At 59.0% G+C, this 13,719-nt stretch carries 12 protein-coding genes and 1 tRNA gene; 4 read left to right on the top strand and 9 right to left on the bottom strand.

Features of this window, described 5'->3' with window-relative positions; translation table 11 throughout:
* Nucleotides 1-73: 73 nt before the first annotated feature.
* Genes citG through UTM25_RS13160 form a run of 8 tightly spaced genes read right to left on the bottom strand, consistent with a single transcriptional unit; the run spans nucleotide 74 to nucleotide 7,382 of the window.
* Entirely contained in the window at nucleotides 74-877 is an 804-nt protein-coding gene (gene citG, locus UTM25_RS13195) for a triphosphoribosyl-dephospho-CoA synthase CitG (RefSeq protein ID WP_194401887.1), read from the bottom strand.
* Nucleotides 855-1,394 (bottom strand): citrate lyase holo-[acyl-carrier protein] synthase, encoded by a 540-nt coding sequence (gene citX / locus UTM25_RS13190; RefSeq protein WP_194401888.1) that lies wholly within the window; start codon nucleotides 1,392-1,394, stop codon nucleotides 855-857. Before citX ends, citG begins: the two co-directional genes overlap by 23 nt.
* On the bottom strand, nucleotides 1,391-2,914 hold the full coding sequence (gene citF, locus UTM25_RS13185) for a citrate lyase subunit alpha (protein WP_194401889.1): 1,524 nt from the start codon (nucleotides 2,912-2,914) through the stop codon (nucleotides 1,391-1,393). Before citF ends, citX begins: the two co-directional genes overlap by 4 nt.
* 10 nt (nucleotides 2,915-2,924) lie before the next feature.
* Nucleotides 2,925-3,800 carry a citrate (pro-3S)-lyase subunit beta gene (gene citE, locus UTM25_RS13180; RefSeq protein ID WP_194401890.1) on the bottom strand — a complete coding sequence of 292 codons (876 nt, stop codon included), beginning with the start codon at nucleotides 3,798-3,800 and terminating at the stop codon, nucleotides 2,925-2,927.
* Complete coding sequence (gene citD, locus UTM25_RS13175) at nucleotides 3,797-4,090, bottom strand: citrate lyase acyl carrier protein (protein ID WP_008499773.1); 294 nt, start codon at nucleotides 4,088-4,090, stop codon at nucleotides 3,797-3,799. Before citD ends, citE begins: the two co-directional genes overlap by 4 nt.
* Nucleotides 4,091-4,106: 16 nt before the next feature.
* Nucleotides 4,107-5,129, bottom strand: coding sequence for a [citrate (pro-3S)-lyase] ligase (gene citC / locus UTM25_RS13170; protein ID WP_194401891.1), 1,023 nt, complete (start codon nucleotides 5,127-5,129; stop codon nucleotides 4,107-4,109).
* Nucleotides 5,130-5,139: 10 nt separating this feature from the next.
* Nucleotides 5,140-6,003 (bottom strand): fumarylacetoacetate hydrolase family protein, encoded by an 864-nt coding sequence (locus tag UTM25_RS13165; RefSeq protein ID WP_032660021.1) that lies wholly within the window; start codon nucleotides 6,001-6,003, stop codon nucleotides 5,140-5,142.
* A 17-nt stretch (nucleotides 6,004-6,020) separates the two neighbouring features.
* Entirely contained in the window at nucleotides 6,021-7,382 is a 1,362-nt protein-coding gene (locus tag UTM25_RS13160; RefSeq protein WP_033146621.1) for a 2-hydroxycarboxylate transporter family protein, read from the bottom strand.
* Nucleotides 7,383-7,727: 345 nt separating this feature from the next.
* Here UTM25_RS13160 and UTM25_RS13155 point away from each other — a divergent pair, with 345 nt between their 5' ends.
* Both UTM25_RS13155 and UTM25_RS13150 read left to right on the top strand, forming a co-directional pair.
* Nucleotides 7,728-9,353 (top strand): sensor histidine kinase, encoded by a 1,626-nt coding sequence (locus UTM25_RS13155; protein ID WP_181593834.1) that lies wholly within the window; start codon nucleotides 7,728-7,730, stop codon nucleotides 9,351-9,353.
* Entirely contained in the window at nucleotides 9,343-10,035 is a 693-nt protein-coding gene (locus UTM25_RS13150) for a response regulator (protein WP_194401892.1), read from the top strand. Before UTM25_RS13155 ends, UTM25_RS13150 begins: the two co-directional genes overlap by 11 nt.
* A gap of 46 nt (nucleotides 10,036-10,081) precedes the next feature.
* Here UTM25_RS13150 and UTM25_RS13145 read toward each other — a convergent pair whose 3' ends face one another.
* Nucleotides 10,082-12,217, bottom strand: coding sequence for an ornithine decarboxylase (locus tag UTM25_RS13145; RefSeq protein ID WP_194401893.1), 2,136 nt, complete (start codon nucleotides 12,215-12,217; stop codon nucleotides 10,082-10,084).
* A gap of 181 nt (nucleotides 12,218-12,398) precedes the next feature.
* On the opposite strand from UTM25_RS13145, the gene UTM25_RS13140 reads away from it, so the two are divergent.
* Both UTM25_RS13140 and UTM25_RS13135 read left to right on the top strand, forming a co-directional pair.
* Nucleotides 12,399-13,112 carry a DUF554 domain-containing protein gene (locus UTM25_RS13140; protein ID WP_032653359.1) on the top strand — a complete coding sequence of 238 codons (714 nt, stop codon included), beginning with the start codon at nucleotides 12,399-12,401 and terminating at the stop codon, nucleotides 13,110-13,112.
* Between the two features lie 95 nt (nucleotides 13,113-13,207).
* Nucleotides 13,208-13,283, top strand: a tRNA-Phe gene (locus UTM25_RS13135).
* The last annotated feature ends 436 nt before the right edge of the window (nucleotides 13,284-13,719 follow it).

Below are 13,719 nucleotides of genomic sequence, written 5' to 3'. Positions count from 1 at the left end.
TGCCCGGTGGCGCTGCGCTTACCGGGCCTTCAAAACCAGACCGTAGGCCGGGTAAGGCGAAGCCGCCACCCGGCTATTTTATTGCAGAGAGCACCCACCCCACCGACAGCAAATCCGCGCTGCCGCCCGGGCTCAGGTTCCGTTCAATCAATGCCTTATCCATCTTAAGCAGCGCCTCGCGATCCCAGCCACTCGCCAGTAATTCCCGCGCGTAGCCCTGAACGTAGCGTAGCCCTTCAATGCCGCCGCGCGACACGAGATTACTGTCCTGATTGACCGCCATCAGGCGCAACAGCAGGCCGTGAAGCGACAGTCCGTTCCACTGCGCCAGCGCCTTACGCGCCGTCGCAAAGCCGCTTTCCGCCTCTCCGCGCGCGCCGGTTAAGCCGTACAGCTGAAACTGCCGCTCGCCCGCCGTCGCCTGTCCGCCGCGCGCGGCCAGCTCACGCGACACCAGCCCGCTGCAGATGTTACTCACCTCACAGCAGAGGCTGTCTGCGGAGATATTTTTCACACGCCCGGCGGTGAAGCACAGTAAACCCAGGGCAAAAATCCCGCCCTTGTGGGTGTTCACTCCGTTCGTCGCGGCGTACATCGCCTGCTCGCAGGCCATCCCCATCGGGCGGATAATCCGAAGCTGTGCATCAGCGGGTTTATCCGCATGCGCGTTACCGAGCTCGGCAAAGCGCGAAAACCACGGCGTAATCGCCGCAATGCTGCGGACGAACAGCGCGTGGTCCATATCGCGATGGGAACCGTTATTAAGCTTGTCGACCAGCCCTGGCTTGGGCGTCAGCTCCAGCTCCTGCCATAGCGCCGCTTCGGCAAGCGCGGGCACGTGCGTAATGCGGGGTTTAGTCGCGGGCGAACCAGTCATCGATCGTCTTCTCCACGCGGGAAACCACCTGCTCAACGGGATGGTTCCGCGAGCGGGAGCAGGCGTGAGCGGGCTCGTCGCAGACCAGACAGCGTCTGAGGTTTGCCCCCAGCGACTGACGCCCGACGTGGCCGTGCTGAGGGCAGATCACGTCCAGATCCCACAGCCTGCCGAGCGGGTGCGTCTGCTCCAGATCCGCACAGTGCGCTTTGATTTCCACCGCGGGATGGGCCACGCACCACAGGGCTTCTGGCCCGGTCGGGAGCCACAGCACCTGGCGGTCCAGCACCGGCCAGCGGTTTTCCCACAGCAGCTGGTCGCACATTTGCAGCGCCACGCCCATGGTATTACGATACCGCAGGCTGTCTTTGATTTCCCCTGGGGTGACCAGCGTGAGGGAAATCACCGGTTGTTGATAGTGCTCAAGCATGTCAGCCTGGCGCGCTGCGCGGCGCTCTTTCGCCGCCAGCAGTTCGTCAAGGCTGACACCCGCCCGCACGGGTGTCGCTAAAATCACACTTCCTCCTTCACCTGTCGCACGGTGTCGATCACGCTGCCGTCGCGGTAGCGGATCACTCCGACGATTTTGTCGGTAAATTCAATCGGTTTCGGTACGCCCGTCAGGGAAATCGCCCGCTCGTAAAGCGCGCTGATATCCACAACGTTGAGCCCGGCTTCCAGCAGCCGCTCACGGATCTCCGGGCGCGCCGGGTTGACCGCAATGCCGTGGTCGGTGACCAGCACGTCGATGCTTTCGCCCGGCGTGAGGCGCGTGGTGACGCGCTTCACGACCGTCGGAATGCGGCTGCGCAGCAGAGGGGCAACGACGATGGTCAGGTTCGCCGCGGCGGCCACGTCGCAGTGCCCGCCGGACGCGCCGCGCATCACGCCGTCGGAGCCGGTGATAACGTTGACGTTGAAATCGACGTCAATTTCCAGCGCGCTGAGGATCACCACGTCGAGCTGGTCGCAGCTTGCCGCCTTGCTGCCGGGGTTGGCGTAGACGTTGGTGGAGATCTCTACGTGATTCGGGTTGCGCGCCAGCGAGGCCGCCGCCTGGCCGTCAAAGCACTGGGTGTCGAGCAGCTTTTCGATGAGCCCCTTCTCGTGCAGATCCACCAGGCTGCCGGTGATGCCGCCGAGCGCAAAGCGCGCCTTCACGCCGCTGCGCTCCATCTTCTCTTCCATAAAGCGCGTGCAGGCGGTCGCCGCCGCGCCGGAGCCGGTCTGCATCGAGAAGCCCGGTTTGAAGTAGCCGGAGTGTTCAATCACGTCCGCCGCATAGCGGGCGATCATCAGCTCGCGCGGGTTGCTGGTGACGCGCGCCGCGCCGACGCTGATTTTCGCCGGGTCGCCCACGCTTTCAACCTGCACGATGTAGTCCACCTGGTCCTGCACCAGGCTGGCGGGCATATTGGGGAACGGCACCAGTTCTTCAGTCAGCAGCACCACCTTACGGGCAAAGTGCGCGTCCACCATGGCGTAGCCGAGGGAGCCGCAGCACGATTTACCGTGCGTCCCGTTGGCATTGCCAAACTCATCGCTGCACGGCACGCCGAGAAACGCCACGTCAATATTCAGCTCGCCGTCCTGGAGCAGCTTCACGCGCCCGCCGTGGGAGTGGATTTGCACCGGCTCGTCCATCAGCCCGTGGGAGATGGCATCCGCAAGCCTGCCGCGCATGCCCGAGGTATAAATCCGGGTGATGACGCCGCTTTCAATATGCTCGATCAGCGCGTCGTTGCAGGTCATCAGCGAACTGGAGGCCAGCGTCAGGTTTTTGAAGCCCATTCGCGCCAGCAGCGCCACGACGGTGTTGATCACCCGGTCGCCTTCGCGAAACGCGTGGTGGAAGGAGATGGTCATCCCGTCCTGCAGGCCGCTTCGCATCACCGCCTCCTCAAGAGAGGCGCAGAGCTTGCGGCTGTGCTTTGCGTCGCTGTCCGCCAGCCAAGGCGTGGCGCTGTGGGCGGTATCAAAGGGTTTTAAATCCCGCAGATGGGGAAAATTCATGTGAAGAAGTTCTGTCTGATTCATTATTTTATCCTTATCGACGCACGCCGGAGGCCGCCGCGCGCTCCAGCACCACCTGCGCGTGGTTAATAATCGGTGCATCCACCATTTTGCCGTTGAGCGACACCACGCCCAGGCCGTTACGCTCGCCCTCTTCTGCCGCCTCAATCACCCTTTTGGCGTGATCCACCTCTTCCTGAGTCGGGGCGTAGGCGTTGTGCAGCAGGTCAATCTGGCGCGGGTTAATCAGCGATTTGCCGTTAAAGCCCATCTTGCGGATCAGATCGACCTCGCGCAGGAACCCGGCCTCGTCGTTAACGTCTGACCACACCACGTCGAAGGCGTCGATGCCCGCCGCGCGGGCGGCGTGCAGCACGGCGCAGCGGGCGTAGAACAGCTCGGTGCCGTCGCCGCGCTCGGTCTGCATGTCCATCACGTAGTCAAAGGCGGCCAGCGCAATTCCGATGAGGCGCACAGAGCTGCGGGCAATCGCCACGGCGTTGATGACGCCAATGGCCGATTCAATCGCCGCCATCACGCGGGTGGAGCCAACCTCGCGGCCGCACGCCTGCTCGATACGCTCGAGGTGGCCTTCCAGCTCGTAGATATCGTCCGGCGTGTCGGTTTTCGGCAGGCGGATCACGTCCACGCCGGCCCGCACGGCGGCTTCCAGATCCAGCAGGCCAAACGGCGTGCTGAGCGGGTTAATGCGCACCACGGTTTCGATATCCTGATACATCGGGTGCTGAAGCGCGTGGAACACCAGCATGCGCGCGGTATCCTTCTCGCGCAGGGCAACAGCGTCCTCAAGGTCAAACATGATGGAGTCGGGACGGTAGATAAAGGCGGTTGAGAGCATGGCGGCGTTGGCGCCCGGCAGGAACAACATACTGCGGCGGAGTTTGCTCATTTCAGCGCCCCCCAGTTGATGGCCTGTTCATCGGCGGCACGCATCAGCGCGCTTTGCAGGCGGGCGCGGATAACACAGTCCAGCGCCCCTTTGTCTTCAATAATAATTAATCCCTGGTGCACGTTCATGGCGCGCAACGTGTCGTTGACCACCTGGCGAATCTGCTCGCCAAACTGCTTAATCACTTCACTGTGGATGACTATCTCCAGCTCGCCGTGAGCGGGAGCGATTTTCACCATCAGGTCGCTGGACTCCTGCGTTCCGGCCAGCGCCTCCCTTACAATTTTCATGATAAATTCCTGGTAGTTAAGCGACTTCCGCACTCGCACGGTAATGCGTTTCGAGATGCGCGAAGGTGGAGTCCGGGACAATCTCCCGGATCCGGGAAAACTGCTGTGTCTTCAGTAAGCGGCGCACTTCGGACGCTGATATGGCGTTGCCGGTGGCCTTGATGCGCGGCATTTCCACCACCTCGATATGCGAGGCCAGCAGGTCGTGCAGCGTCTGGTTGTACTGGCGGGTGATATCGCAGAACGGCTCCGAGCCGATGAAGCGGTGCGTGATGCCGAGCGCCGGGGCGATGAAGTCCCGGAAGATCAGCACGTCGATCTCGCTCCACGCCTGCTGCACTTTGCCGGTCTCCTTCAGGAAGTAGGCCGGGAAGGTGGCGCGGGAGATGATGTACTGCGAGCCTTCATGCACTACCACGTTCGGCAGATGCGCCACGCCCGCGCGCACCATCTCGAGGCGCGCGCTGAACGGGAAGAACGAGGCGTCTTCACGCACCACGAACAGATGCAGGGCGTCGCACCGCGTCGCCGCCTGCTCCACCAGATGGCGATGGCCGAGGGTGAACGGATTGGCGTTCATCACTATCGCGCCAATGTTCTCCCCGCACTTGCGCTTCGCGCGCAGGGAACGGCAGTAGCGTTCGATCCCCTGCGGGGTGTTCTCCATCAGCACCGCGTTGTTCCCGCTCTGGGCGATCGGCCAGAAGCCGCTGCGGGCAAAGCGCTCCCGGTTGCACGGACGGGTACAGAGGAAGAGATGAAAATGGCCGCACTCCAGCGCCGCATTTTCCACCTCTGCCAGCAGCCGCGCGCTGAGGTTCTCGCCGCGAAGCTGCTCGTCAACCGCCACGCATTTGATGACGTTGGCAGCAAGCCCTGCGCAACCCACTAGCTGCGGGCCGGACCAGGCTTCGACAAACAGCGTGATGTCGTTGTCCAGTCCAAGGCCGCTGTCTGCCAGCAGGTAGCGGATCTGGCTTAAGCGTTCCGGGTGTTTCGCCACCAGCGTGTGGCGAAAATCGATGGGTTGACTGTTCATGCCGCCTTACTCAGTGTGCTGCCGCAAGCCCGACGGCTGGCGCTTCCACGATCACGTTGCTCAGATGACCGATATGTTCGATCTCCACCTCAATGCGATCCCCTTCCTTCATAAACAGCGGCGGGTTGCGCTTTTTACCCACCCCGCCCGGAGATCCGGTGATGATCACGTCGCCCGGACTGAGGCGGGTGAAGGTGCTGATGTACTCGATCAGCTCCGCAACCTTGTGGATCATGCTGCTGGTGTTGTCTTCCTGTACCATGCGGCCGTTCAGCCAGGTGCGGATCGCAAGCTGGTGCGGATCCGGAATCTCATCTGCCGTCGCCATCCACGGCCCAAACGCGCCGGTTTTGCGCCAGTTTTTACCGGCGGTGAACCAGGTGTGCTGCCAGTCGCGGGCGGAGCCGTCCATGTAGCAGCTGTAGCCCGCCACGTGGCGCAGGGCGTCGTCGCGGCTGATGTTCTCCCCGCCTTTGCCGATGATCACCGCCAGCTCGCCTTCGTAGTCGAATTCGCTGGAGTGGCGCGGCTTCAGCACCGGCTCGTTGTGGCCGGTCTGTGAATCCGGGAAGCGGACAAACAGCGTCGGGGCCGGGTTATGCTGGTCAAACTCCTTGCGCTTGTCGGCGTAGTTCATGCCCACGCAGAGGATCTTTTCCGGCTGCTCAATCACCGGTAAGAAGGTGATGGCGCTCAGCGGCACGTCCACGGCATCGTTCAGGTAGCGGGTGGCCTGCGCCAGCCCGTTGCCCTGCAGCAGCGCCTTAAGGTCGCTGTAGCGGTCGCCGAGACGGCGGCCTAAATCAATCACGCCGTCGGCCTGGACGATGCCGTAGCTGCGTTTTCCCTGGTATAAAAAGCTTGCGAGTTTCATTGTTCTTTCCTGAAAACTTAAACGAGGAAGTTGCCCAGAATCAGCAGTGAGACAGAGACGTTAATCGCCCCGCCGATACGGGTAGCAATCTGGGCGAACGGCATCAGGCTCATGCGGTTGCCTGCGGTCAGGATCGCCACGTCGCCGGTACCGCCCTGGCCGCTCTGGCAGCAGGAGACGATGGCGACATCAATCGGGTGCATACCAATCTTTTTGCCGACGAAGAAGCCGGTTGCCACCAGTGCGGAAACGGTGCTGACAATCACCAGCAGGTTGCTGACGGTGAACGCCGCCACCAGTTCATGCCACGGGGTGATAGCCACACCGACGGCGAAGAGGATTGGGTAGGTCACGGAGGTCTGGAAGAATTTGTACACCACCTGAGAGCCTTCCAGCAGACGTGGAGAGGCGCCGTTGCAGAGCTTCACCAGTACCGCCATAAACAGCATGCCAACTGGTGCAGGCAGGCCAATCAGCTTGTGGCCGAGCATGCCCAGCATGTAGAGCAGCACCGCCAGCAGCGCGCCGGAGGCGATAGTGGTAACGTCCGCTTTGCCGGAAAACGCAGGCTGAGAGACGGTGGCATCGGCATTCGCGCGGTTAGGCATCAGCTGGCCTTCACCGGTCAGGTGCGGGAAGCGTTTACCGAGCTGGTTCAGGCAGCCGGAGATGATGATTGCCGTCAGACCGCCGAGCATGACCATCGGCAGCACGCGGCCGAGCGCCACGCCCTGGTCCATGTGCAGCAGGGTGGCATAGCCGATGGAAAGCGGGATTGCCCCTTCCCCGACGCCGCCCGCCATAATCGGCAGAATGATAAAGAAGAAGATCTGGAACGGCTCAAGACCCAGCGCCAGGCCAACGCCCATCCCTACCAGCATGCCGACAACTTCACCGCACAGCATCGGGAAGAAGATGCGCAGGAAGCCCTGAATCAGCACCGTGCGGTTCATACTCATGATGCTGCCGACGATAATGCAGCAGATGTAGAGATAGAGAATGTTGGTGGATTTGTAGAACTTGGTGGTGGACTCGACCACCACGTCCGGCAGCAGGCCATAGTAGACCAGCGCGGAAGGGATAAAGGTGGCGCAAATCGCCGCCGCGCCGAGCTTGCCGACAATCGGCAGGCGTTTGCCAAACTCGCCGCAGGCAAAGCCGAAGAAGGCCAGCGTTGCCACCATGACCACGATATCGCTCGGCAGTTTTCCGCCCAGGCAATCAATCGCAATCAGCGCGCCCGCCAGAACGAACAGCGGCAGAGGAATAATCCCAACTTTCCAGGTATCCATAATATGCCACCAGCGCTCTTTGAGCGAAGGCCGCTGAATTTCAATCGGGTCGTGGGTAACAGAGAAAGAATCGTCAGTTGTGCTCATAATAAGCCCCTTGGTTATTTTGTGCGTTCAGCTTAGAGTCACAAAGGCTTACTTTATGTGAGGGATGGCATATTAAAAGCGAAGTTTTAATGGCAGCTATGGTTTTAATGGTTTCTTTTATTTAATGTGATTTATACCTTATTTATTGCCGTGGTTTTTATGGTTTCTTTTCCGAATTGAACAAACAAATAACATTTGTTCGGGAAGCCAGAAGCACGTTAGCCTTTAGGATAACTCTTTTACAGCGCCCGCTGTGCAAGGGATCACAAGTTTTCGGCAAAGCGGGCGTCAGCGCGAAAAAAGATGATATATTGGCGATCTTTGCTGCTACCTCGCGTGATAGTTATGAAAGTCTCTTTCCAGATTAAGCTGTTTATTTCGCTGGTTGCCTTTTTCTCGGTGCTTTTCGCGCTGCTGGGCGGATATTATTATGCCGACGTCGGGAAACAGCTTTATCAGGAAATGAGTACGCGTGCCAAAATACAGGCTGAAGAGATTGCGCTTATTCCGACATTGCGTAATGAAGTTGAACAAAAGAATATCAACGCCATCCATGATTTTATGCAGAAGATTTCTGCGCACAGTGACGCCAGCTTTATTGTGATTGGTGATAATAAAGGGCAGCATCTTTTTCACTCCGTCTTTGCCGACAGAGTGGGCACAACCCTGGTTGGCGGAGACAATGAAGCCGTATTGCAGGGTAAAAGCACCACCACAATCCGCAAAGGCGGGCTGGGCATTTCGCTGCGCAGTAAAGCTCCTATCTTCAACGCTGCCGGACAGGTGGTCGGCATTGTTTCGGTAGGCTATCTGACCAGCTACCTTGACACCATTACCGTCAGTAAAGTGGTCAATATCCTGATTGCCGCCGTGCTGCTGCTGATCGCTCTCTTTATCTTCTCCTGGTTCTTTACCCGCAGCATCAAGAAGCAGATCTTCTCCCTTGAGCCACGCGAGATCGGCCTGCTGGTGCGCCAGCAGAAGGCGATGATGGAGTCTATTTATGAAGGGGTGATTGCCATTGACGATCGGCGGCGGATTGAAGTCATCAACCAGGCGGCGCGCAAGCTGCTGGGTCTGAGCCAGCCGGCCCGCGAGCTGCGCGGACAGCTGATAAGCCAGGTGATCGATCCGGTCCCGTTCTTCGACACGCAGACGATGCTGGCGAAAGATACCCATGACGAGATTTGCCGTTTTAACGATCTCACGGTGATTGCCAGCCGGGTGCACATCATGCTTGAGGGGGCGCTGCAGGGCTGGGTGATCACCTTCCGCGATCGCAACGAGATCGACTCGCTGAGCGCCCAGCTCAGCCAGGTTAAACGCTATGTCGATAACCTGCGCATTATGCGCCACGAGCAGTTAAACAGGATGACCACCCTCTCCGGCCTGCTGCACATGGGCCGCTACGAGGAAGCCATTGGCTACATTCAGGCACAGTCGGAACATGCCCAGGAGCTGCTGGACTTTATCTCTTCGCGCTTCAGTTCCCCGACCCTGTGCGGCCTGCTGCTGGGGAAAGCCGCCCGCGCGCGGGAGAAAGGCGTCGAGCTGTGTTTCGACCCGGGCTGTCGGCTGGACAGACCGTTCCTGCCCCTTGGGGAGCAAGAGCTGATTTCAATTATTGGCAACCTGCTGGATAACGCCATCGAAGCAACGCAGCGATCGCCGCTTCCCCACGCGCCGGTAGAAGTGCTGATCAAACTCAGTGAACAGGAGCTGATTATTGAAGTCGCCGACCAGGGCGTAGGCATTACACCGGCGATCCGTGACCGGATCTTTGAACGCGGCATCACCACCAAAACGCGCGGCGATCATGGGATTGGCCTGTATCTGATCGAAAGCTACGTCACACAGGCTGGCGGCGCGATAGAAGTTGCCGATAATACCCCGCGCGGCGCCATTTTCTCCTTGTTTATCCCGGCCACGGGAACCGCCCGGCAACTGGAAGACACCGACTATGCAACATGAACTTATCGACGTACTGATTGTTGAAGACGAGAACGAACTGGCGCAACTGCACGCGGAGCTGATAGGCAAACATCCGCGTCTGAGGCTGGTAGGCATTGCCTCGTCTCTGGCTGCGGCCCAGGCAGAGCTTGAAAGCAAACAGCCGCAGCTGATGCTGCTGGATAACTACCTGCCGGACGGCAAAGGTATCTCGCTTATCAATAACCCCATGCTGGCCCGCGCCAACTGCTCGGTGATTTTTATTACCGCCGCCAGCGATATGGACACCTGCAGCCAGGCGATTCGCAACGGCGCGTTCGACTACATCCTCAAACCCGTCTCCTGGAAGCGGCTCAGCCAGTCGCTGGAGCGGTTCGTGCAGTTTGCGGAACAGCAGCGCGTCTGGAAGATTGTCGACCAGCAGAACGTGGATTCGCTGTATCAGCTCCAGGCGAAAAACTACCGCCTGGACAACGGCAGTAAAGGCATTGAGGAAAATACGCTGGCGCGGGTGCAGACGCTGTTCAAAGACAAGGCAACGCACTGCTTTACCGTGGATGAGGTGGTGAGCGAAACGGGGTTAAGCAAAACCACCACCCGGCGCTATCTGGAGCACTGCGTGGAGGCGGGTTTTCTGACGGTGGAGATGCTGTACGGCAAGATTGGGCATCCGAGGAGGATGTACAAGCGTAGTGCGGTTTGATGAAACGTTCCCTCTCCCCTTTGGGGAGAGGGTTAGGGTGAGGGGGCTACCTTAATACATACCCATACAGCCGCTTAATCCCGTCGGCATCCTTCTCGCTGTAAACCCCCTGCAGCTCCGGCGAGAAGCCCGGCAGCAGGTTGACGCCCTCCTCCAGCGCCAGGAAGTAACGCTGTACCGCCCCGCCCCAGACCTCACCCGGCACCACGCAAAGCACGCCCGGCGGATAGGGCAGCGCTCCTTCGGCAGCAATGCGCCCTGCGGCATCCCGTATGCGAACCAGCTCCACCTCTCCGCGAATATAGGCCCGGTTTGCATCCTGCGGGTTCATTACCACCTCAGGCAGGCTCTCCTTGCGGAACATCGCCTTCTGCAGATCCTTCACGTCAAAGCTGACGTAGAGATCGTGCATCTCCTGGCACAGCTGGCGAAGGGTGTAATCCCGGTAGCGCACCGGGTATTTCTGGAAGATCGTCGGCAGCACGTCCGCCAGCGGCGTGTCGTCTTCAATATGCTGTTCGAACTGGCCCAGCATCGCCACCAGCTGCGCCAGCTTCTCGCTGCTTTCGGCAGGCGTCAGCAGGAACAGGATCGAGTTGAGGTCGCATTTCTCCGGCACGATGCCGTTTTCGCGTAGGTAGTGCGCCAGAATCGTCGCCGGGATCCCGAAATCCGTGTACTCCCCGGTTTCAGCATCGATACCCGGCGTGGTCAGCAGGAGCTTGCACGGGTCGACAAAGTACTGCTCGCGAGCATAGCCCTCAAAGCCGTGCCATTTGGCCCCCGGCTCAAAGCTGAAGAAGCGCAGCTCGCCGGCAATGGCGTGCGTCGGATGATCCTGCCACGGCCGCCCCGCCACCACCGGCGGGATAAACGGTTTGATCATATGACAGTTGGCAATGATTGCCTTGCGCGCCTCAATCCCCAGCTCGACGCACTCCGCCCACAGCCTGCGTCCGCTTTCCCCTTCGTGGATCTTGGCATTCACATCCAGCGCGGCGAACAGCGGATAAAACGGGCTGGTGGAGGCATGCAGCATAAACGCGTTGTTCAGCCGCTTGTGCGGGCAGAAACGCGCCTGACCGCGAATGTGGTTATCCTTTTTATGGATCTGCGACGTTTGCGAGAACCCGGCCTGCTGTTTGTGCACCGACTGGGTCACGAAAATCCCCGGATCGTTCTCGTTCAATTCCAGCAAGAGCGGGGACGTTTCCGCCATCATCGGAATAAACTGCTCGTAGCCCACCCATGCGGAGTCAAAGAGAATGTAGTCGCACAGATGACCGATCTTGTCGATCACCTGGCGCGCGTTGTAGATCGTCCCATCGTAGGTGCCAAGCTGAATGATTGCCAGGCGGAACGGACGCGCCTCGTCGGCCTTTTCCGGCGCCGCTTCGCGGATAAGATCCCGCAGATACGCATCGTCAAAGCAATGGTCGTCAATCCCGCCAATAAAGCCAAACGGGTTACGCGCCGCCTCAAGATAAACCGGCGTGGCGCCCGCCTGGATCAGCGCCCCGTGGTGGTTAGACTTATGGTTATTGCGGTCGAACAGCACCAGGTCGCCGCGGGTCAGCAGCGCGTTGGTCACCACCTTGTTGGCCGCTGACGTGCCGTTCAGCACGAAGTAGGTTTTGTCCGCGTTGAACACTTTCGCCGCGAACTTTTGCGCGTGTTTGGCGGACCCTTCGTGGATCAGCAGATCGCCCAGCTTCACGTCGGCATTGCACATGTCGGCGCGAAACACGTTCTCACCGAAGAAATCATAGAACTGTCGCCCTGCCGGGTGTTTTTTGAAAAAGGCCCCATGCTGGTGGCCCGGACAGGCGAAAGTGCTGTTGCCCATCTCCACATACTGGCTCAGGGTGTCAAAAAAGGGCGGCAGCAGGTTCTCTTCGTAGCGGCTGGCAGCGCTCTCCAGTTCCAGAAACTCCTGAGCTTTACCCGAGATAACCGCGGTGGCGCCATCGGGTACGTCCGTAGGCTCCTGCGAGAAAATAAACACCGGTAGCTGAAAGCCCGTGCGTTTCAGCAGTGCAAGAATGCCGCTGCGACTTTCAGCTGTTGTGATGACGACGGCCGCCACATCGGTAAAATCAGTGCTGTCCAGCGTCACCTTTTCGCGGTGAGTAGACACAGTGGAAAGCAGCTCGCGGCTGACGGCAATTTTCATGGTTTTCATAGGCGCAGTTACCCTCACCGGGCGGTGAGACAGGGAGGAGAAAATTCGCGCAATAATGTCACCTTTTATTTTGAGGTGCAAGAAGGAATCAGTATGCACGAAATCAACCAAAGCTAAGGCCCGCGTAGCCCTGCCATGCCATAATAATGCAATATCAATGATTAAATAACAGGAGTTAACTTTGGTTATCGGGCCATTTATTAACGCAGGCGCCGTATTGCTGGGCGGCGTACTCGGCGCCGTGCTGAGCCAGCGACTGCCGGAGCGTATTCGCACCTCCATGCCCTCGATATTCGGCCTGGCATCGTTAGGGATCGGTATTCTGTTGGTGGTCAAATGCGCCAACCTGCCGGTGATGGTGTTGGCCACCCTGCTCGGCGCGCTGATTGGCGAATTTTGCTATCTGGAAAAAGGCATTAACAGCGCGGTGAGCAAAGCCAAAAACCTGATAGCCCGACCGGGCAAGGCGAAACACGGCACGCACGAGACGTTTATTCAGAACTATGTCGCCATCATTATTCTGTTTTGCGCCAGCGGCACCGGGATTTTCGGTTCGATGCAGGAAGGGATGACGGGCGACCCGAGCATTTTGATTGCAAAAGCGTTTCTTGATTTCTTCACCGCCACTATTTTTGCCACCACGCTCGGCATTGCCGTGGCGGCGATTTGCGTCCCGATGCTGCTGATCCAGCTGGCACTGGCTACCTGCGCCACGTTAATTCTCCCGCTCACTACGCCGGCGATGATGGCAGACTTTACCGCCGTCGGCGGCCTGCTGCTGCTGGCTACCGGGCTGCGCATCTGTGGGATCAAGATGTTTGCCGTGGTGAACATGCTGCCCGCGCTGCTGCTCGCCATGCCGCTCTCCGCGCTCTGGACGCACTTTTTCGCTTAAGGATGCGGCGAAATGGTGAGAGATTGCGCAGTCCGTAACGAAAACAACATTTTTCGTTGACGCCACCGGGCAGATCGGGTTTAATGCGCCCCGTTGCCCGGATAGCTCAGTCGGTAGAGCAGGGGATTGAAAATCCCCGTGTCCTTGGTTCGATTCCGAGTCCGGGCACCACTCTTTAAAGAACCCAGCCTATGGCTGGGTTTTTGCTTTCTGGGGTTCCGGTAGATTTCTGGTCATCTTAGCCACAGTTACCATCACTCGGCCTCTTCCATCCAGCCTGAGCATTTCCTTTTAGCTACTCCCTGCCCTTGCGGTCACAGTGCCGTCTTCTTTTGGGTTTCAAACGGGCAATAAACACAACTCCAACTTCTATGCCTGTCTGGTGGATTCATCACAGCAAGGCAAAATCCGGTCTTTGTCCGGTCTGGAGAAGGAAAACCTAATTGCTTCGCTCCAGATCATTTGCGTAACTGCGCCTGGTATGACTTCATTTTACTAGAGCGCTGTTCGCAAATAATGGACTGACCCCGCCCCGGTAGACGATCCTGCCCTATAGTTTGAGCATAGGAGAAGCGTATGGGCACACCACGATTTACACCTGAATTTA

The sequence above is a fragment of the Enterobacter sp. 61D5 genome, assembly GCF_034107965.1.
Classification (GTDB): Bacteria; Pseudomonadota; Gammaproteobacteria; order Enterobacterales; family Enterobacteriaceae; genus Enterobacter; species Enterobacter cloacae_M.
Note: the sequence above shows the minus strand (reverse complement) of the source record. Positions and strands in the feature narration are given on the sequence as shown.

Excerpts from the sequence above, each read along its gene's own strand:
- citC (WP_194401891.1), bottom strand. The coding sequence starts at position 5,129 with ATGAACAGTCAACCCATCGATTTTCGCCACACGCTGGTGGCGAAACAC.
- citF (WP_194401889.1), bottom strand. The coding sequence starts at position 2,914 with ATGAATCAGACAGAACTTCTTCACATGAATTTTCCCCATCTGCGGGAT.
- UTM25_RS13145 (WP_194401893.1), bottom strand. The coding sequence starts at position 12,217 with ATGAAAACCATGAAAATTGCCGTCAGCCGCGAGCTGCTTTCCACTGTG.
- citE (WP_194401890.1), bottom strand. The coding sequence starts at position 3,800 with ATGAGCAAACTCCGCCGCAGTATGTTGTTCCTGCCGGGCGCCAACGCC.
- citG (WP_194401887.1), bottom strand. The coding sequence starts at position 877 with ATGACTGGTTCGCCCGCGACTAAACCCCGCATTACGCACGTGCCCGCG.
- UTM25_RS13165 (WP_032660021.1), bottom strand. The coding sequence starts at position 6,003 with ATGAAACTCGCAAGCTTTTTATACCAGGGAAAACGCAGCTACGGCATC.
- UTM25_RS13150 (WP_194401892.1), top strand. The coding sequence starts at position 9,343 with ATGCAACATGAACTTATCGACGTACTGATTGTTGAAGACGAGAACGAA.
- UTM25_RS13160 (WP_033146621.1), bottom strand. The coding sequence starts at position 7,382 with ATGAGCACAACTGACGATTCTTTCTCTGTTACCCACGACCCGATTGAA.
- citD (WP_008499773.1), bottom strand. The coding sequence starts at position 4,090 with ATGAAAATTGTAAGGGAGGCGCTGGCCGGAACGCAGGAGTCCAGCGAC.
- UTM25_RS13155 (WP_181593834.1), top strand. The coding sequence starts at position 7,728 with ATGAAAGTCTCTTTCCAGATTAAGCTGTTTATTTCGCTGGTTGCCTTT.